This window comes from Paraburkholderia aspalathi (assembly GCF_900116445.1).
Classification (GTDB): Bacteria; Pseudomonadota; Gammaproteobacteria; order Burkholderiales; family Burkholderiaceae; genus Paraburkholderia; species Paraburkholderia aspalathi.
Map to the genome: position 1 here is coordinate 11,787 of NZ_FPBH01000003.1, position 17,891 is coordinate 29,677.

Sequence of the window (17,891 nt, forward strand, 5' to 3'; positions counted from 1 at the left end):
ACGGCTCAATACCCGTTCTGAATCGAGCGAAGCGGGTTATCGTTGCCCATGTCACCCGGCGGCATCTGCAAGATCGACGGAGCGGGCGCGGGCGCCGGTGCGGGTGCAGCCGGGGGAGGCGCGGGCGGCTGGGTGGCCGCCGGCGCCGCGTTCGCCCCAGCGCCCGGTTCGGCCTCTCCTCCCGCCTGCTCCGCTGCCGGCGGCGCATTGGGAACCGGCACCGGCGCCGGCGCGGTCGATTGCGGCGCAAAGCGTCCGCCGTAGGGTGCGGGTGGCGGCGTCGTGCGCTGCGGCGGCGGTAGTTGCCCAAACGAACCGGTCGCGGGCGCCGTCGTCGAACCGTTCGCCGCCGCACCAGCCTGAGCGGACTTGCCGCCCACCGTGCCACCGCCTACGCTGCCGGGCAGCGCCCTTACAGCCGGCGCTCCGGGCACCGCCGCGGCGGCCATGACGGGATCGAGCCGAAGCTGGTCGGCGTGCACATTGACGTCGGTGCCGGACCAGACCTCCTGCGTGTCCACATCCGCCGCGAGCTGCGGCCGCACAATGTGCGGTGTGATCTGCAATACGATCTCCGTCTTCACATGGTCGCCGTTGTGGTCCGAGAACAGGCGCCCGAGGATGGGCAACTGCCCGAGGCCAGGCACCTTGTCGGCCGACCTGCGGTCCTGATCCGAGATCAGCCCGCCGAGAATCTGGCTTTCGCCATCCCTCAGGCGCAGGCTTGTCGATGCGCTACGTGTTCCTATCTGATAGGCGAGCGAACTCAGACCTGTTTGCGAATTACCGCTCTGGATCGTATTGGTGATATTGCTGACTTCGAGATTCAGTTTGATGCCGACATCGCCATCCCGATAGACCTGTGGCTCCACTTCGAGCTTGATGCCGACATCGATGTACTGAATCATTTGCGTGTATGACGGTCCGCTCGTGCTGGGCGTGCTGGAACTCGAAATCACCGGCAACTTGTCGCCGATCAGGATCCGGGCCTTCTCCTTGTTGCGCGTCCGGATACGTGGACTCGCCAGCAAATTCGCGTCGGTATCCGTAAGCTTGAAGTTTGCCGTCGCAGACAGACCGCTGACATTCAGCGCATTGATGGGAAGATGGTGCAACGCGCCCCATGTGTCCACCGTGGACGGTGTCGACACCGAGAACGAATTTGGCCATTCGATCCCGAGATTGGACAGGCGTTCGTGCGAGACCTCCAGCACCTCGACTTCCAGCATCACCTCCGGTTCAGGCAGATCCTGCGCGGCGATCATCTCTTCGGCAACCTTGATGGTGTCCGGGGTGCCGCGGATCGTTACGGTATTCGCGCGCTCGTCGATCACGACTTCCTTGATCTTCAGCAGGCTCTTCAGCAACGACTGAATCTGTTTGGCTTCGACGTTCGACAACTGGAACGTGCGTACTTTCAATTCCTGATATTCAAGCTGCTTGGCGGGAGTCGCCGGGTAGATGAAAAGCGTATTCGCGTTGAGTTGCTTCTTGTCGAGCTGATTCTGCATCAGGATCATATCGACCGTATCCTGCAGTGACGCGTTCGTCACGAAGATGGTCGTCTTCAAATCCGCACGGACGTCGCGATCGAAGATGACGTTCAATCCCGAAGTGCGCGACAACGCTTCGAAGACCATGCGCACGTTGGCATCGCGAAACTGCAGTGTGATCGGCGTACGCATGATCGACGAAGCGGCGAGCCCCTCTTCCCTGTCCGCGCGTTGCTGCCGGATCTTATCGTCGATTTCCTTTTTCATCTGCAACGCCAGCGCATTGGTCGGATTCCTCAACAACACGCGGTGCACGCGATCGGACGCCGGTGCAAGCGAGCCGCGCTGCATCATGCGGTCCGCTTCCTGCAGGGTCGTAAGATCCCGACGGTCCTGGTCGATCAGCGCGCCGATCTTGCGGCCGCGTTCGCTGGTCGGATCGATCTGGCTTGCCGCGTAGAGCTTCTGGATCGCGGCATCGAACTGGTAGCTCAGACGGAACTGGTCGGCCTGATCGAGCAGCGCGTTGACCTGACTATTGCGGTCGTTCAGATAGTCGACTTTCGCCTCGGCGCCGGTCGGATTGTCCTGCCGGGCCGGCATTTGCATGCAACCGCTGACGGCAAGCATGGCGATAGCGACCGCGAGCGCACGCTTTCTCGCGATCCCTCCGATTGGGGTGCACTGAGCACGGAACGGGACAGATGGCAAGAGATGGTTCGCCGGGCCGCTGTCCCCATTGCGGCTCGCACCCCGTGTGCGTGAGGTTTTCATCTACTTTGCCTCTCTTGGAATGGATACGGACTGCGTCTGGTTAAGCGGTAGATAGGTCAGCACCACGTCGGATTCCGAAACCGATTCGACGCGGTACTGGTCATCAACCACTTCGCCCGGCGAAACGATCAGCAACCGCTCGCCGTTGCTGAGAAATACCTGCGGCTTGGCCGCCTTCGCATCCAGCTCGCCCACGTACGTGAAAGGCACGGGCGGCGCAGTCGGCGCCGGTGCCCGCACCTCGGGTACGACCGGCACCTCGACTGGAGGCGGCGGCGGAAGCCACGAAGAGGCGGCGAACGGATTGTTGGCCGATTCGACGGACAGCGGCGCGCGCAGGGCGATCAGCTTTGCGCGTGGCGTCACCGCTATCGTCGCTATCGACGGTCTCGCGCTAGCGGCGCCGACGCGCGACGCAGGAACCGGGGCTGGCGCCGCTCCCCGCGAGGTTGCTGGCACGGCAGACGCGGCGGACTGAAGATGAGCGGAAGCAGGCCGCGCCCGCACGTCGTCATGCCCCTTGCCGTGGAGCGCGGCAAGCACCACCGGCGTCTGGGTCGCCGCCACCTGCGCGCGATACCCGAGTCCCACGACGGCGATCCCGCAGAACGTCAGCAACACGCGCGTGACCAGAGCGGGTTTCATGGCTGCGCTGTCCGGCAGATGCGCTCGAACGCGTTTGACCAGAGCGAGGTTCATGGCTGTGCAGTCCGGTAGATGAGCTCGAAGCGGACCCGCGCATCGAGAATATTGCCGTCGACTGCGGGACGTTCGACGTGGATCGCCTGGAGCGCCGCATTGGGCACGTTGTTCAGGACTGCCGCGAGAAAACGCCGGATCGCACTGTACTGGTCCTTGACAGGCAACAGCACCTGATACCGCGTAAAGGGCGCACCGGCTTCGGTCGTCACCTGGTATTCGGCTGAGCCGAGCGTCAGATTGCTCTCGCGGGCCTGCGCGAATATCACCGCGATATCGTTCGCGCTTTGTGTGAAACCCGGGAACAGTCCCGGCAAGGTATCGAGTGCGACTGGATCCACCGCCGCGCTACGCTCGCCGGCAAGGTGATGCGCGTTCGCAGTCCGCGCGACTCGCGCGGCATCCTGCATCTCACCCATTCCGTGCGTCCCGGACTCCACACTGGGCGTCGAGACGGCCACGATGGCGGCAACACCAATCACCAGCACGCCGAGCAGTCCCGGCAGGCCGAACGAGCGCTGCATCTCGAAGCGCAGCGTCAACAGCATGTCCTGCAACTGGTCTGCTTTCATCATTTCCTCCAGACGGCAGTGATCTGGAAACGCACGGGTTTGCCCGGTACGTTCGTCTCGATCAGGTGATCGTTCAGCACGGCTTCCCGCAGCAGAACGCTGCTCTGCAGATACTTCAGGTAGGCAATCATCGCGTCGAAGTTCTTCGCCTCGGCCGTGATACGGATCTGGCTTTGCGCGGGGTTCTGATCGATGCCGATCAGCGCGACATCGTGATCCGGATAGTCTTCGACGATCGAGAAGAGGTCCTGCCACGGCACGGTCAGTTCACGCAGAACCGACTGGCTCTGCTTTTCCGCGAGCCGGGCAGCCGGCGTCAGCGGCGCCTTCGCCACATGCCGGCTCGCCATTGTCTGCCGCTGGACGGCCTCCAGTTGTGCCTGCGCACGATCGTTTTCCGAGTGCGCATGCCAGAGCCGCGCGCCGCTTGCGAGCAACAGCACGGCAGCGGCGCACAGCAGGATCAACCCGCCCGCCGCAGGGGTGGCGCGGCGCCGGCTGAAGTCGAGGTCAAGGCGCGGGATCATTGCGCACACTCCATCAGCCGATGCGCGGGCGAGTGGTCCGCCGGCGGCGCCTGCCGGATTGCCGCGGCGAAACGCGCTTCGAACGGCGCCAACTCGGTCTCGATCCCGAACAGAAAGATTTTGCAGTCTTCGTGCTTCAGGTTCGCCCGGGTTGCCGAGCGTTCGAACAACTGCTCGGCCAGTTCGGCCAGCCGGGACGCGTCGTCCGCATCTCCAGGAAACAGGCGTTGTGCATCGTAGGCGACCCAGCGATTCTGTTCGATCATGACCGCCTGCATCTGCTCGTCCGCGACGAACAGCAGCAGCGCCTCACCGCCCTCGGCCGCATCGCCGATGCGATTGAGCATCTCCGGAAGGCATAACGTCAAGCGGCTAATCCCGACATGTTCGGCTGCGCTCACGTCGTGGATACCGGCAAGCAGTTCGCGCGACATCGCGCTGGCAAACAGAGCCCGGCCGCCGCGCTGCACGCCGAAACGGACCACCAGCGACGCACCGTCAATTCCATAGGTATCGGTGAAATGCGCTAACGCGATCTCTTCGAGTTCGCGCGCGCGCAGCGTGCGGAAATCGCCACGTAAGATCGCGTGATTGCCCCAGAAATCATCCAGCACCACGTGTGCGTTGCGCTTCTGCACAAACTCCTGCGGCACTGGCGCCGCATCTGCGGCGGGCGTTGCGATGAGCGTGTCGGCAAGCGCTCTGCGCAGCGTGTCGAGTGCACCCGGTTCAGTGCAGCACTGCTCCTCGGGAATCGCAACGCTGGCAGGCTCGGCGGCAGATGCCGATTTGCGCAGGCGTAACGGCCAAGGCACGCGCGCACCGACGACAATCTCACGTGTGCCGACTCCGATTGCAACCGGACTATTCAACCATGGTGACACGGTTAATCTCCTCGAGAGTCGTTTCGCCGCGCTTCACGAGCTCGACTGCAGCGGTACGCAGCGACTGCATGCCGTAGCGCATCGCTGCCGCCTTGATAGCCCCAAGCGGTGCGCGTTCCGACAGCAGTTGCCGCAACTCGTCGTTCATGCGCAATGCTTCTGCAATTGCGCGGCGTCCGCGGTACCCGCTGCCGCGGCACGCCGCGCAGCCCGTGCCGCGATGAAACAGGTAGCTGCCGGCGGTATCCGGATCGATGCCCGAACGGACCAGCGTGTCCGCGTCGACCGCTTCATCGGTCGTGCAATCCGGACAGCACTGCCGCAAGAGACGCTGGGCAACGACGCCGTTGAGCGCGGACACGAAGCTGTACGGGTCGACCTCCATGTTCGTGAAGCGGCCGATCACGTCGAAGACGTTGTTCGCGTGCACGGTGGTGAACACCTGGTGACCGGTCAGCGCTGCCTGCACGGCGATTTGCGCGGTTTCCGGATCGCGGATTTCGCCGACCATGATCTTGTCCGGGTCATGCCGCAAAATCGAACGCAGTCCGCGCGCGAACGTCAGGCCCTTCGCTTCGTTGACCGGAATCTGCAGGATGTCGCCCAGCTGATATTCGACCGGGTCTTCGATCGTCACGATCTTCTCAAGACCGTTGTTGATCTCAGTCAGAATCGCGTAGAGCGTCGTCGTCTTGCCGCTGCCGGTCGGCCCGGTCACGAGCAGCATCCCGTACGGCATCGATGCGACCGAGCGCATGAAACGTGTATCAGCCTGCTGAAAGCCCAGCGCCTCGAGCGTCAGACCGCCGGAGGCCTGCGAAAGCTGATAGCGGTCAAGGATCCGCAGCACCGCGTCCTCGCCGAACTGGTTCGGCATGATCGACACGCGGAAATCGATGTCACGTCCCGCGTACTGCGCTTTGAAACGCCCATCCTGCGGAACGCGGCGCTCGGAAATGTCGAGTTCGGAAATCACTTTCACGCGCGACAGGACCTGGTCCGCGACATCGCGGCCTTCGACCCGGCCGACCACAGTCAGCACACCGTCCACGCGGCACTTGATCATTAACCCGTTGGCGCGGCATTCGAGGTGAATGTCGCTCGCCATCATCTTCAGCGCGTCATAGATCGTCGAGTTGAGCAGCCTCACCACCGGGCTGTCGTCACTACTGATGCCCTGCAGCGTCAACGCGAGCGAAGACGGATCGACTGCACTCTGGATCGGGTCGTCGAACGCGAGCGAGTCCATCGCCCGCACGTCTTTTTCGCGCACGGCCAGATACGCGCTGATGTCCCCCGCGCTCGCGAGCGCCCAGCTGTACGGCACGGTCGGCCGCGAGCGCATGCGGTGTTCGACGCAGCCTCGCGTGCGCGCGTCGAGCGGATCGGCGATGACGAACAGCAGACCCTTGCCACTGTTTGTGCCGCCTGAACCGTTTGTGCCGCTTGTTCCATCTGCCTCGCGAAAACACACGCACAGGCGGGTCGTCGCTTCGACAAACGACATCACGTCGAAATCAGGCTCGTACTGATTCAACTCGCGCATGCTGATCGGCTTCATGCGAAATTGCACAGCCAACTGGGCGCGCATCTCGTCCGCGCTCAGTGCCGTCTGTGTCATCAACTCTTCCAGCGCGCGAATACCGGAACCGTGCCGCTCGCCGAGCGTTCGCAGTGCCTCGCGCAACTCGACACGCGGTTCGACACGCGTTTCGACATTTAGGCTTGCCGGAATCGTGCTGACGGTATCCACGTGTTTTCTCCAGGTGGGTCTATTGAATGCTCGATGCGATTTCGAAAATCGGCATGTACATCAGCACGACAATTCCACCGATGACCACACCGATAAAGATCATCATCGCGGGTTCGATCAAACGCGAGATCAGATCGATCGTGCGAGACACCTGCGCCTCCTGAAACGCGGCAATTCTGTCGAGAACGGGTCCAAGGCCACCGGTCTTCTCCGCCACCGTCAGGAGTCGATAGGAAATCGGGTTGGCGAGTCCGCCCTGCTGAAACGCGTCGGATATCTTTGTGCCGTTGCGCACCTGCTGCAGGGCGTCCGCGAGTGCGGCCTGGTCCGCGCGGCCGACTAGCCCACGCGCAAGATCGAACGCGCGCACAGCGGGAATACCGCCGTCGACCAGCATGGCGGTCGTGCGATAAAACTGCGACTGGCGAAAGATGCGGAAGTGTTGCCCAATGCCCGGCAGGGCAAACATGCGATCGGCGATCCAGCTCCGGACCGCCGGTCTGCGCAGCGCGAAACCGGCCGCCACCGCCAGCACAGCGAGGCTCGCGCTCAACTCCGCCCCGTGGGCGTGCACCATGCTGCCCCAGGCGATCAGCAAGCGCGAGAGCAACGGGAGCTCACGCCCGCTGTGCTCGAGCAAGGTCGCGAACCTCGGCACGACGAAACCCAGCAGGAACAGCACGACCGCCGCGCCCACCAGCAGCAGAACGGATGGATAGATCGCTGCCGACACCACCCGGCCGCGCAGTTCGTGAAGCATCGCGCTGTTGCGCGAATAGCGGGTCAAACTATCCGCGAGGCCGCCGGTTTGCTCGCTGGCTTTCACGCAGGCGACAAGCACCGGCGGAAAGATGTGGCTCGCGTGTTCGAGCGCCGCGGAGAGTGACTGCCCCTCTTCCAGTAGCCGCAACAGTTCGCGATATACCTGTGCCGATGCCTCGCGGCGCTCGTTGCCCCCGAGCGTGCGCAATGCATCGACGACGCCGACGCCTGCATCTAGTAATGCCGCCAGTTCGCGCGCGAACAGTTCGACGTTGAATCTGCCGCCGGGCAGCGCCGCCCAGTTTTTCCCCTGGCGCCGCCGGCTCGCGTCTGCGCGAACCGATACGACACGAAGGCCGCGGGCGCGTGCAAGCGACGCCGCAGTCGACGAAGAATCGCTATCGATGCGAAGCGTCTGAACCGCACCACTGGTATCGAAAACACGCAGCACGAACTTCACGTCGACTCTCCTTGCAAACAACCCACTACTGGCCCGGCGTCGCGGCAACCGCGCGGTGCACCGTTACCACGAAGAGACGGTCGTGTTCTCGCCGACGCCACCGCCTCGTCCATCCTTGCCAAGCGAAAACAGATCGTAGTCGCCGTGCTCGCCCGGCGAACGATACTGGTACGGTCGATCCCACGGATCGACCGGCACCGCCTTCGCCAGGTACGGCCCGCTCCAATGCGTCGCGTCCTGCGGTTTGGCGATCAGTGCCTGCAGCCCTTCTTCGGTCGACGGATAGGAACCGACATCCAGCCGGTATTGATCGAGCGCCTGCCCGAGCGAGACAATCTGCGCGCGCGCGATCTTCGTATTCGACTTGCCGACCTGTTCGAAATACCGAGGAGCAACGAGACCTGCCAGCAAGCCGATGATGACCATCACCACAAGCAGCTCGAGCAGCGTGAAGCCGTGGCTGCGTCGCGCGCCCCTTTCAAGGCGGACGCACTGCCACGGACGCCCGGGCATGCCGGGCTTGATAGAGGACAATTCGTTGTACACGGCTCCCCCTGTAACGACCCACCGCTTCGGCGTTGCCGAAGCCGTTGAATGCATTCTTGTTCAGGTCGATACGGGCAAGAAGTAGGGAGAGCCGTCCAAAGACATGGGTAAAGACCCTCCAGTTGCGCCGCGCTTATACGGAGGGGTGATGCACGTGCTCTTCGTCCGGCAGCGTCAGCACGCCCATGTCGATCGCGATGCGCACCAGACCTGTCACGTTCGTGATGCCCAGCTTGCGCATCAGATTCGCGCGATGCTTTTCGATCGTTTTCGGGCTGAGCTTCAGGTGCTCGCCGACCTGCCGATTGGTGTGCCCCTCGACAACGAGCCGCAGCACCGACCGCTCGCGGCCGGTCAACGCATCCCAGAGGTGCGCTTTTTGCCGGGTAGCCGAAGCGAAATCCGGTGCACCGGCACAGCGACCGCAAACGTCGAGACTCGTGTTGCGCTTGCCCTGCATGACAAGCCGCATCTCGCCGACGAGGTCTTCGAATGACGCATCCTTGATCACATATCCGTCGGCACCCGCGGCGAACGACTCTCGCACATGTTCTTCGCTGCGGTGAACGGTGAGGACGATAATGCGGATCTGCGGCGCGCGGCGCTTGATTGCGGCGATCGCCTCGAAACCGCTGCCGCCCGGCATCGACAGGTCCATCAGGATCAGATCGGGCATCGTAGCAATCGCAAGACGGTATGCCTCGAGTCCGTCGCTCGCCTCGCCGACGATGCTGTAGTCGCATAGTTCGGACACCATGCGACAAAGGCCGCTGCGCAAGAGATGCTGATCCTCCGCAATCAGCACACGGTGCTGTTTTGCCAATTTCGTCGCTCCTGTCTGCACCGTGCGCCGCTAGTTGGACGCGACAGCGTCATGGTAGGCGCTCAGCAGTTCCGCCGGCGTCGCGAAGCCGTCAATACGCAGCCACGGCTTTCCAGGCGCCGCCCGCACAAATGCAACCGGCGTGTGATTCATCTTGTCACCCCGATAGACGTTGAAGGCGCGCTGCGTCGCAATGCTGGCCTCGACCGTGCCGGTGTAGTGCTGCCACTCGGGGCCGGCGTCGAATCGGGCTCCATACGTTCTAAGACGTGCCGGCGTGTCCTGCTCAGGATCGATCGAGATCGACACGATGTGCACCTTGTCCCGGTCGCTGCCCAACTCGCTTTGCAACTTCTCGAGCGTCTGGCTGACCATCGGGCAAATAGTGGTGCACGTGGTGTAAATGAAAGTCAGGATTACCGGCCGGCCGTCATTCAATTCATCGATCAACGAGACCGTCTTGCCGTCGTCTCTGACCAGTTTCACCGGCGGCAGCGTGTAGTCGACTGTGGAGCGCATCGTCCCCGACATCATGTGATGATGCATATGCGCGTCGGCGCCATCGGCAGCGTCTGCGGCAGACGCGCACCATGCCGCGGGACCTGCCAGTCCGGCGCCGGCTAGCAGGACCGCGCCGATCAGGACTACGTTGGTCGTTCTCATCGCTGGCTCCAGAAGTATCATGAGCACGGCGTCGATACCCGCGTGAGCGCATGAAAGGCGCGCCACCGTGCATGTTCAGTCTCATGAATTTGCGCGCAAGCGTCATTGGATGAGAGCCCCCAAAGCACGGTAGGGCATGTCCGCCTGCGGGAAAACCCGCCTCGTTCAGCCGGGGTGTCCCCACATCGCGACTCAGTACTTGCCCGGTTGCAGCGAGCGTCAATCGAGGCCTACAATCACTTATAGCCTTAAGGTTTCCTTAAGAAAACGCATCGGGACCTCCAATGGATGCAAACGAGCCCACGGGATTGCAGATAAAGCTGGCCGACCTGATCGAGGCCATGCGCAAGCTTTGCATTGCGGCCCGGACCCACGAGCCAGGTACCGCCAGCGTCACCGATGCGCGCGGCGCGGCACTTGCCCTTCTCACGCCGGATGGAACATTCCTGTCGGCAAACCGCACTGCGGCTGCCCTCCTCGGCTACTCGAATTCCGACCTGGTCGGCAAGCAACTCGCCGACATGGCGCCGGCCAGCTCTTGCGCGCCGCTCGCGAGCGAATTGTCCGTGAGCGCTCATCGAGAATTTCACTCCTTTCCTACGGTACTCGGCGGCCGCACCGGCCAGCCGATCCAGCTCATGCTGCACCAGCAGTCGGTCCCCACCGGCCAGACCGGGCGCAGTGCGTTGCTGACGCTTTTTGAGGAGCCACTGGTTTCCGGACCCGAGCTTGCGAATGCCACGCGTTTGCCCGATGCGAGTGCGCGGGACCACCTGACGTATTTAACTATGGGTCAACAGAAAGAACGTCAACGCCTTGCAGCGGAACTGCACGACGGCCTCGGGCAAGCATTGACGCTCGTCAAGCTGATGGCTGAGGATGCGTTGATGCGGATACGCCGCGGGCAGGTCGACGACGCAGCCCAGCTGCTGGATGCAACGGTGCTCAGAATCCGCGAGACGATCGGCGACGTGAGGCAGATATGCGGCGAGCTGCGTCCGCTGATGCTCGATCAGCTCGGCCTGCCCGCCGCCTTGGGTTCACTATGCCGGCGCATCGAGCGCGGCGCCGAAAACGTCTCAGTTGTGTTCAACTGCGATGTCGACGACGAGGACGTGCCGGAGCATCTGAAGGCCGACATGTTCAGACTCGCCCAAGAAGCGTTGAACAACACCGTCAAGCATGCAGCGGCCACGGAAGTCACGCTCGGTTTCCGGCGTATTGCGGGCGGCCTCCTGATGACGATTCAGGACAATGGCATCGGCTACGAAAACCGTTCTCTGTCGACAGAAGACGCCTGTACAACCGGGCTTGGTCTCATCGGCATGCAGCACCGGGTCGAGTCGCACGGCGGCACGTTTTCAATCCAGTCGTTCGGTACGAGCGGAACGCTGGTCTCGGCGGCATGGAACGCCTAGCGCAATTTCCGTTCGCGCTCAACGCCCCGCTCCCAGCCCGTACCTGGGCAACCCCGTGTCTTCAGGCGATTCCGACTGTCGATCCAGATCGGCCGACAATCGGACAGGTGTGTCGTCAATTTTCGGCTCGGAACACTTCTCGGCCAGGGAAGTCAGCAGACCCATGCTGATAGCGACCAGGACCAATTCCGTCAGATTGGCGATATTGAGCTTGTGCATCATGCTGGCCCGATACTTCTCAATCGTCTTTGGACTGAGATTCAAGTACTGCCCTACCTGCCGGTTGGTGCGCCCTTCTGCGATCAGTTTCAGAACGCTGCGCTCCCGCGCCGTCAGAATGTCCCACGCCTTCTTTGGCGCGGGCGCCTCTCGGCCTGTGACGAACGAGTCGACCATGTAGCCATACACGTCGGCGCTCAGATGCTTCTTCCCCTGCATAACCATACGCATCGCGACCAGGAGTTCATCGAACGAGACGTCTTTCAGCACGTAGCCTTCGACACCGGCGCGCAGCGCCTCACGCACATACTCTTCGCTCTGGTGAACCGTGAGCACGACGATTCGTACGTTCGGCGATCGGCGTTTGATCGCCGCGCTAGCATCGATTCCGTTCATACCTCGCATCGACAGGTCCATCAGCATCAGATCGGGATTCAGCGTCATCGCCATTTGACAGGCTTCCTTGCCGTCCCTCGCTTCGCCGATGACGTCATAGCCCCCCTGCGCCGAGAGCATCGAGCGCAGCCCGTTCCGTAGCAGATCGTGGTCTTCGGCGATCACGACACGGCAGTTGGTATTCATGTGTTTACCCCTGGCAACCATGAACCGGTCGCGACAATGCAGTACAGCCGTCAAACGGCACCCACCGCATGCCTCGTCTTTTCCTTGCGGCCAATCCTTTCGAATTACTAACTTTATTTTTCACTTGCCGGGCGGCAACGCCGCACGCGTGTCTCCGTTGCAAGGTTCGCGCCATGTCTCTGCAAGCCAGCATTGATCAGCCTGCTAAATTCATACGACGTTTGAAATGGCCGACGATAGCTACGTGTATGTTTCAAATCTGAACTGTTTTTCCCAGGACTGGAGATTAGTAGCAATACCGATAGAGTAGACATTGCGCGACGAATCGGTCAGCGTGACAGGACTTGCCAATTAACAATCAGAATCGGAAATATTTTCCCTCGACGGATACGCCAGGTCATGACGCGTCCGATTACCCACGGTTACCACGCATTACGAATGTAACGGTTTTGTACAGCCCTCCGATGCATCCGTCTTGCGTCTCAAAGTGTAGGGAGGTGCCCCATTGCCGATGCGCATTTCTCCACACCACAATTGAGGTGCGGGAGAACACGACCATGCGCCATTGCCCTTCATCCAGACCGGAAAACGCGATCCTCATCGCATGCGCGGTGCTTGGCATGGCATCACCGGGGGTGGCACGCGCGGAGATTTTTGGAGCGGTGGCGAGTAACGGTGCGATCATCCTGACCAACGTACCTGGCAAAGCAGGGTTGGCCGTCATCGTTGCCGGCGATCCACCTGCCGAACGCGATGCGAAGCGTGCGCAAGCCTCATCGTCCGGGAGCGGCGACGCGTCGCGGTTCGCGGATGTGATCGACGAAGCAAGCCGCACCTTTCGCGTTCAGCCCGAACTCTTGCGCGCAGTGATCGACGTCGAATCGCGATACAACCCGAAAGCGGTTTCAGACAAAGGTGCGCTGGGCCTGATGCAGGTCATGCCGGAGACGGCACGGCGCTTTGCCGGTGGAGACATGCTCAATCCGCGAGACAACGTGCTGACCGGAGCCCGCTATCTACGCTTCCTTCTCGATCTCTTCAAGGACGATGTCGAACTCACCGTGGCCGCGTACAACGCCGGGGAAAATGCTGTGATTCGGGCCGGCTATCGCGTGCCCTCAGTGCGGGAAACGCGCCTTTACGTGCCACGGGTTCTGGAGCGCTATCGACGCATGCTCGCAGCCGGTTAACCGTTGCGCGCTCCGGCGGCAAGCCGGCACCCATATCGATGACATCCAGGCGTGGCCAGCCGCCGGCCTCGTCGTACTGTTGCCGAGTGCGGGAACAGTTTACGGAAATGCGGGAATGGTCGGCTCCGTTCCCCGGATCTCGGCCTCCGCGTGGTGGAGCTTGATCATCTCTTCAATTTCCTCGACGCGGTCCTTTGGGACGTCGATCATCATCAGCAATTCGCCCCGCTCGATCGCCTCTTCGAACCGTTTCAGCCGCGTATTCGGTACATCGACACCGATCATCGTCGCCGTCCATGCGCCGAACCCGGCGCCCGCGAGCGTGAGCGCAACGACAACGCCACCCGCAATGGTCAGGCCCGCCGGCGGATAAGCCAATGCAACCAGGCCCGTCAACATGCCGGTCGCGCAACCCGCCGCTGTACCTCGTGTCAGTGCGTGAAGCAAGTCGCTGCTCTGCGCAAGCGTGGCCTCCGGCAAATCGTCGAGCCGCACGCTATGGTTGGCAATCACGTGGATATGCCGCCAATCGACTCGCCTCACCAGAAGCTCGTCAACAATCATCCGCGCACATTGCGTGCTCGGCAGCAAAAAGTATATGCGTCTCATGGCGACCTCGCTGACCGTGGATCGGGGTCCGTCCGGACCCGTGACTACATTCTTGCGCGGAGTGGCAACGAGAAAAAGTAGGAATGCTCGCCGAACGGAATGGGTAGGGACCCGCAGTGCGTATCGCCGCTCGAACCATGCTCCGCCAAGCCGGAGCTTCGGGCGAAGGGTGTGAGCGCTCCGGCATTCATTTACAGCTTGCCGTAGCTATGCAGCCCCGACAGGAACATGTTGACGCCGAGGAACGCGAAGGTCGTCACCAGCAGGCCGGTCAGCGCCCACCATGCCGCCACCGCGCCGCGCAGGCCCTTCATCAGGCGCATATGCAGCCAGGCCGCGTAGTTCAGCCACACGATCAGCGCCCACGTTTCCTTCGGGTCCCAGCTCCAGTAACCGCCCCATGCTTCCGCAGCCCACAGCGCGCCGAGAATCGTCGCGATCGTGAAGAATGCGAAGCCGACGGCGATCGACTTGTACATCAGGTCGTCGAGCACATCGAGCGGCGGCAGGCGGTCGGCCAGCACACCGCGCTCTTTGGCCAGATACGCGACCCCGACCATGGCCGACAGCGCGAAGCTGCCATAGCCGATGAAGTTAGCCGGCACGTGGATCTTCATCCACCAGCTCTGCAGCGCCGGCACGAGCGGCTGGATCTGCTGGGCGTCACGCGCGACCGAATACCACATCAGGAAGCCGACCGCCGCGCTGATCACCAGCAGCACGAATGCGCCGAGCGCACGCGTGTTGTAGTGCTGCTCGTAGTACAGATAGAACAGCGCCGTGATCAGGCTGAACAGCACGAACACTTCGTACAGGTTGGAGATTGGAATATGGCCGACGTCCGCGCCGATCAGGTACGACTCGTACCAGCGCACCATCAGACCGACGAAGCCCATCACCACCGCAGCCCACGTCATTTTTGAACCGATCGCGGCGCCGGTCGGTGAACGCGACAGCAAGCCGATCCAGTAGAAGACGGTGGCGAACACGAAGAGCGCGCTCATCCACAGAATCGCGGACTGGCTCGACAGGAAATATTTGAGGAAGAACGCGTTATCCGCGCGCGTCAGATCGCCGTGATAGATCTGGATCGCCAGCAGCGACAGCGCGGCGATGCCCACCATCAGCGGACGCACCGGCTTCCAGCGCCAGCCGAGTACGACGAACACCGGAACCGCGAGGCACAGGACCAGTTTGTCGTAATAATTCATGAACGGGTGATAGCGCGACAGCGCAAACCCCGCGCCCGCGACCATCACGACGGCGAACAGCCAGTCGACGACACCGAGGCGTTTCAGAAACGGCCGCTCGTCGAGCGGAGCCACCGTTTGAGCCGCGGTCTTTGAGACATCCCACTTAAGCACGGGCACCGGGTCCGGCGCAGCGGCGTCAAGAGACGATTGGGTCAGGTTCATGGTGCTCTCCGTTGTGCCGATCGCGTCGACATGATGCCGTCGGCACACAATTGACTGCTTTCCAGACGCGCTTCGTTCGACGGCCGGGCCGCAAGGCATGCTCAACCGGTGGTGGTCCCCGTCGCGCAAACGCGCCGCCAGACGTGACCGGAAGACCCCTTGCGACCTTGAGCGCCCGCTTTCCGATTCGCTCCGTAAGTTTCCACTGCAGATTGAAAAAAAAGCGCCCGCCGGGGGGAGACGGAGCGCAAACTATTCGCCACATCGCCGCCGATGCCCCCACCCGGGGCGATCTCAACAACGACGCAGGCGTTCTTGCCGGTGCCGCTGCCGTGCAACGGTGCATCCGCGTTGCACAGACCAGACGGACGGCCTGGACTCTGAATCGCCACGTCCACGGGCGCAGCGACACGTAAGTCAACTTGTTCATTGATCGGCCGGCGGGCTGGCCGCTGCCTCGGTTTCCGGCGGAAACGCTTCCACGAAGGCAGCTACTGCGCGCATATCCTGCTCCGACATATTGCCGCAGACCGCCTTCATGACCTCACCGCGAGGTCTTTGATCGACGCGGCTCTGGAAAACCAATAGCTGCTTGACGATGTAGTCCGCGTGTTGACCGGCGAGCCGCGGAAACTGATTCATTCCCTCGCCATGCTGGCCGTGACACGAAACGCATGCCGCGACGCCCTTGTCCGGCAACCCGGACACAAAAATCGCTTTCCCTTCGCCAATCAGCGATTGGTCTCCGGATTCACCCAGAGCCGCCTTCTGACTGGAAAAATACGCGGCAAGTTCGTCGATTTGCGCCTCGCTCAAGTGCGTAAAGCCCCACATAAACCTCTTGGCGTTCGGGTCCGATCGGGCGTGCGTCTTGAAGTCCGTCAATTGATCGACAATGTATTCCTTTCGTTGCCCCGCCAGCTTGGGAAAAGCCGGCGACACCGAGACGCCGTTCACACCATGACAGTTCGAACAGACCTGCAGAGCAATGGTCTTTCCGGCGACTGCCGGGTTATCGACCGCCCTTGACCGATCCAATTCGTGACAGCCCGATCCTGCAAGCAGCATCCCAAGGGAGATGATTTGCGCCAACGTTTTCATGTCACGAACCTCCTTACCACCAAATTTCACCAGTACGCGGCCCATAAATAGACAAACAGCGTGTCGTTGTCCGATGCGTTTCGCCCGGTGCCGTCGTAGTTGGATCGGGATCCAAGGTATTTGGTGAAATGCGTGTATTGCAGGCCGACCCGGATGTTCTGCACTGGAATCCAGAAGATCTCGGGTATCCATCCCTGCGTGGCAGGAGAAAAGTTCGCGCTGCTGGCGTAAGCCACGCTATCGGTGCTGCCCGTCACATTGAAGAAGGCGAGGCTCACGCCATACTTGGCCTGATAGATGTACGACATTTTCAACAGCATCGATTTGAGATTTGCTGATTGACTGTCGCCTAAAACGAAATTATTCGGATCGCTAATGTTCTCGTGAACGTAGCGGGCCTGCGCGGTAATCGTATGCGGATCGAGCAGGTACTGATACTGCGCATCCACGCCAATATCACGATAGCGGGTTACACCCTGCGTGAATATCGGGAAAGCGTTTGGATCGTTGGGATAGACATCGGCAAGCAACCCGAACGTCCCCACCATGATGTTATGCGCGCCCCATTCGCGAGTCAGCGCAAGGCGCCAATACGGGTTGTAGCCTTTCAGATAGGTCTGCGGGTGGGCCAGGTCTCCGGCCTTGCTGCCATGGCTCATAAACGACCAGATTCCGTCGGCTGTGCTGTACGCAGTCAGTTCCGCGTAGATCAACTTGTTCCAGTACAGGTAGCCGCCAATGCCGACGACCTGCTGCGCCAATGCCCCCTCGATGAGCGGCGTAAACTGCGGAGACCCGACCGCGCTCGTCGACGAAGAAAGGTAGGGGTAGCTCCATGCAGGCGCGGTATTAAAGGCGTCCTGCACAGTCGGATTGTTGTGCAACGTTACGCCCAGTATGAAGTCGCTCGCTTCGCCGATGATCCGTTCCACATAACGGACATCGGTGTTGTCGGATGCCCATTTACCGATCCACCTGCCGTCGCCATTCTGGTGATCGTAGTTCGTGTAGGTATATTGAGCGAACGCGCCGATCTTGTCGGTGATCTTCCCCGCGAGGAAAATGCTGGCCGCATCCCATGTCAGATTGCCGTCTTTGGGCGAGATGGGATTGCCGTTGGCGTCGTTGTTGTGCCGGGTTTTGGTCACATCGACTGTTCCCATCACAGCGAGCGGGATGGTGCGTTCGCCGAGCGTATATCCGTTCAACTTGAACATGCGCCCATACGGCGTGAGCTCGGGAAACTGACCGCCTGCGTGGCACGCCACGCAGCTTTGTCCCGTTTGGCGTGCGAATATAGGCAGAGCATGTGCGGTAGAAGCATGGAACAGACAAAGTGCCATCAAGATCGCCGCCCAACCGCAATGAAGCATCCTATAAAATGCAGGAATACTGATAATA

General features: G+C 61.5%; 17 protein-coding genes. 2 read left to right on the top strand and 15 right to left on the bottom strand.

Annotated features, from left to right (window positions below; translation table 11 throughout):
• Nucleotides 1-5: 5 nt before the first annotated feature.
• The 10 genes from BM438_RS05230 to BM438_RS05275 all read right to left on the bottom strand — a co-directional run bounded on the left by BM438_RS05230 (nt 6) and on the right by BM438_RS05275 (nt 9,956).
• On the bottom strand, nt 6-2,267 hold the full coding sequence (locus BM438_RS05230) for a secretin N-terminal domain-containing protein (protein ID WP_093633282.1): 2,262 nt from the start codon (nt 2,265-2,267) through the stop codon (nt 6-8).
• Nucleotides 2,268-2,966 (bottom strand): hypothetical protein, encoded by a 699-nt coding sequence (locus tag BM438_RS05235; RefSeq protein ID WP_244179260.1) that lies wholly within the window; start codon nt 2,964-2,966, stop codon nt 2,268-2,270. It lies immediately after the preceding gene.
• On the bottom strand, nt 2,963-3,538 hold the full coding sequence (locus BM438_RS05240; protein WP_093633283.1) for a hypothetical protein: 576 nt from the start codon (nt 3,536-3,538) through the stop codon (nt 2,963-2,965). The genes BM438_RS05235 and BM438_RS05240 overlap by 4 nt, the downstream gene beginning before the upstream one ends.
• A complete protein-coding gene (locus tag BM438_RS05245; RefSeq protein ID WP_093633284.1) occupies nt 3,538-4,065 on the bottom strand; it encodes a hypothetical protein in 528 nt (175 codons plus the stop codon). Before BM438_RS05245 ends, BM438_RS05240 begins: the two co-directional genes overlap by 1 nt.
• Nucleotides 4,062-4,949 carry a hypothetical protein gene (locus BM438_RS05250; RefSeq protein ID WP_167378306.1) on the bottom strand — a complete coding sequence of 296 codons (888 nt, stop codon included), beginning with the start codon at nt 4,947-4,949 and terminating at the stop codon, nt 4,062-4,064. Before BM438_RS05250 ends, BM438_RS05245 begins: the two co-directional genes overlap by 4 nt.
• Entirely contained in the window at nt 4,930-6,570 is a 1,641-nt protein-coding gene (locus tag BM438_RS05255; RefSeq protein ID WP_234486822.1) for a GspE/PulE family protein, read from the bottom strand. Before BM438_RS05255 ends, BM438_RS05250 begins: the two co-directional genes overlap by 20 nt.
• A gap of 151 nt (nt 6,571-6,721) precedes the next feature.
• The gene (locus BM438_RS05260) at nt 6,722-7,924 is read right to left on the bottom strand and encodes a type II secretion system F family protein (RefSeq protein ID WP_093633286.1); all 1,203 of its coding nucleotides are present in this window, start codon (nt 7,922-7,924) and stop codon (nt 6,722-6,724) included.
• Nucleotides 7,925-7,987: 63 nt separating this feature from the next.
• The gene (gspG, locus tag BM438_RS05265; RefSeq protein WP_093633287.1) at nt 7,988-8,437 is read right to left on the bottom strand and encodes a type II secretion system major pseudopilin GspG; all 450 of its coding nucleotides are present in this window, start codon (nt 8,435-8,437) and stop codon (nt 7,988-7,990) included.
• Nucleotides 8,438-8,603: 166 nt separating this feature from the next.
• On the bottom strand, nt 8,604-9,293 hold the full coding sequence (locus BM438_RS05270) for a response regulator (RefSeq protein ID WP_093633288.1): 690 nt from the start codon (nt 9,291-9,293) through the stop codon (nt 8,604-8,606).
• A gap of 30 nt (nt 9,294-9,323) precedes the next feature.
• A complete protein-coding gene (locus BM438_RS05275) occupies nt 9,324-9,956 on the bottom strand; it encodes an SCO family protein (RefSeq protein WP_093633289.1) in 633 nt (210 codons plus the stop codon).
• Nucleotides 9,957-10,240: 284 nt separating this feature from the next.
• Here BM438_RS05275 and BM438_RS05280 point away from each other — a divergent pair, with 284 nt between their 5' ends.
• On the top strand, nt 10,241-11,374 hold the full coding sequence (locus tag BM438_RS05280; RefSeq protein ID WP_093633290.1) for a sensor histidine kinase: 1,134 nt from the start codon (nt 10,241-10,243) through the stop codon (nt 11,372-11,374).
• 18 nt (nt 11,375-11,392) lie between these two features.
• On the opposite strand, the gene BM438_RS05285 is transcribed toward BM438_RS05280, so the two are convergent.
• Nucleotides 11,393-12,175: a response regulator gene (locus BM438_RS05285; RefSeq protein ID WP_093633291.1), complete on the bottom strand. Its 783-nt coding sequence runs from the start codon at nt 12,173-12,175 to the stop codon at nt 11,393-11,395.
• A gap of 557 nt (nt 12,176-12,732) precedes the next feature.
• On the opposite strand from BM438_RS05285, the gene BM438_RS05290 reads away from it, so the two are divergent.
• Complete coding sequence (locus BM438_RS05290) at nt 12,733-13,365, top strand: lytic transglycosylase domain-containing protein (RefSeq protein ID WP_093633292.1); 633 nt, start codon at nt 12,733-12,735, stop codon at nt 13,363-13,365.
• A 99-nt stretch (nt 13,366-13,464) separates the two neighbouring features.
• Here the strand turns inward: BM438_RS05290 and BM438_RS05295 are convergent, their stop codons facing one another.
• The 4 genes from BM438_RS05295 to BM438_RS05310 form a co-directional block, all read right to left on the bottom strand.
• Nucleotides 13,465-13,974: a DUF1269 domain-containing protein gene (locus tag BM438_RS05295; RefSeq protein WP_093633293.1), complete on the bottom strand. Its 510-nt coding sequence runs from the start codon at nt 13,972-13,974 to the stop codon at nt 13,465-13,467.
• A gap of 191 nt (nt 13,975-14,165) precedes the next feature.
• Nucleotides 14,166-15,389, bottom strand: a complete 1,224-nt coding sequence (ccsB, locus tag BM438_RS05300; RefSeq protein ID WP_093633294.1) for a c-type cytochrome biogenesis protein CcsB — start codon at nt 15,387-15,389, stop codon at nt 14,166-14,168.
• A gap of 426 nt (nt 15,390-15,815) precedes the next feature.
• Complete coding sequence (locus BM438_RS05305) at nt 15,816-16,490, bottom strand: c-type cytochrome (protein ID WP_093633295.1); 675 nt, start codon at nt 16,488-16,490, stop codon at nt 15,816-15,818.
• A gap of 26 nt (nt 16,491-16,516) precedes the next feature.
• A complete protein-coding gene (locus tag BM438_RS05310) occupies nt 16,517-17,758 on the bottom strand; it encodes a cytochrome C (protein WP_244179262.1) in 1,242 nt (413 codons plus the stop codon).
• Nucleotides 17,759-17,891: the final 133 nt, after the last annotated feature.

Coding starts and splice junctions, on each gene's coding strand:
- BM438_RS05285 (WP_093633291.1), bottom strand. CDS start 12,175: ATGAATACCAACTGCCGTGTCGTGATCGCCGAAGACCACGATCTGCTA.
- BM438_RS05255 (WP_234486822.1), bottom strand. CDS start 6,570: ATGACACAGACGGCACTGAGCGCGGACGAGATGCGCGCCCAGTTGGCT.
- gspG (WP_093633287.1), bottom strand. CDS start 8,437: ATGCCCGGGCGTCCGTGGCAGTGCGTCCGCCTTGAAAGGGGCGCGCGA.
- BM438_RS05230 (WP_093633282.1), bottom strand. CDS start 2,267: ATGAAAACCTCACGCACACGGGGTGCGAGCCGCAATGGGGACAGCGGC.
- BM438_RS05245 (WP_093633284.1), bottom strand. CDS start 4,065: ATGATCCCGCGCCTTGACCTCGACTTCAGCCGGCGCCGCGCCACCCCT.
- BM438_RS05295 (WP_093633293.1), bottom strand. CDS start 13,974: ATGAGACGCATATACTTTTTGCTGCCGAGCACGCAATGTGCGCGGATG.
- BM438_RS05290 (WP_093633292.1), top strand. CDS start 12,733: ATGCGCCATTGCCCTTCATCCAGACCGGAAAACGCGATCCTCATCGCA.
- BM438_RS05240 (WP_093633283.1), bottom strand. CDS start 3,538: ATGAAAGCAGACCAGTTGCAGGACATGCTGTTGACGCTGCGCTTCGAG.
- BM438_RS05305 (WP_093633295.1), bottom strand. CDS start 16,490: ATGAAAACGTTGGCGCAAATCATCTCCCTTGGGATGCTGCTTGCAGGA.
- BM438_RS05280 (WP_093633290.1), top strand. CDS start 10,241: ATGGATGCAAACGAGCCCACGGGATTGCAGATAAAGCTGGCCGACCTG.
- ccsB (WP_093633294.1), bottom strand. CDS start 15,389: ATGAACCTGACCCAATCGTCTCTTGACGCCGCTGCGCCGGACCCGGTG.
- BM438_RS05235 (WP_244179260.1), bottom strand. CDS start 2,966: ATGAACCTCGCTCTGGTCAAACGCGTTCGAGCGCATCTGCCGGACAGC.
- BM438_RS05275 (WP_093633289.1), bottom strand. CDS start 9,956: ATGAGAACGACCAACGTAGTCCTGATCGGCGCGGTCCTGCTAGCCGGC.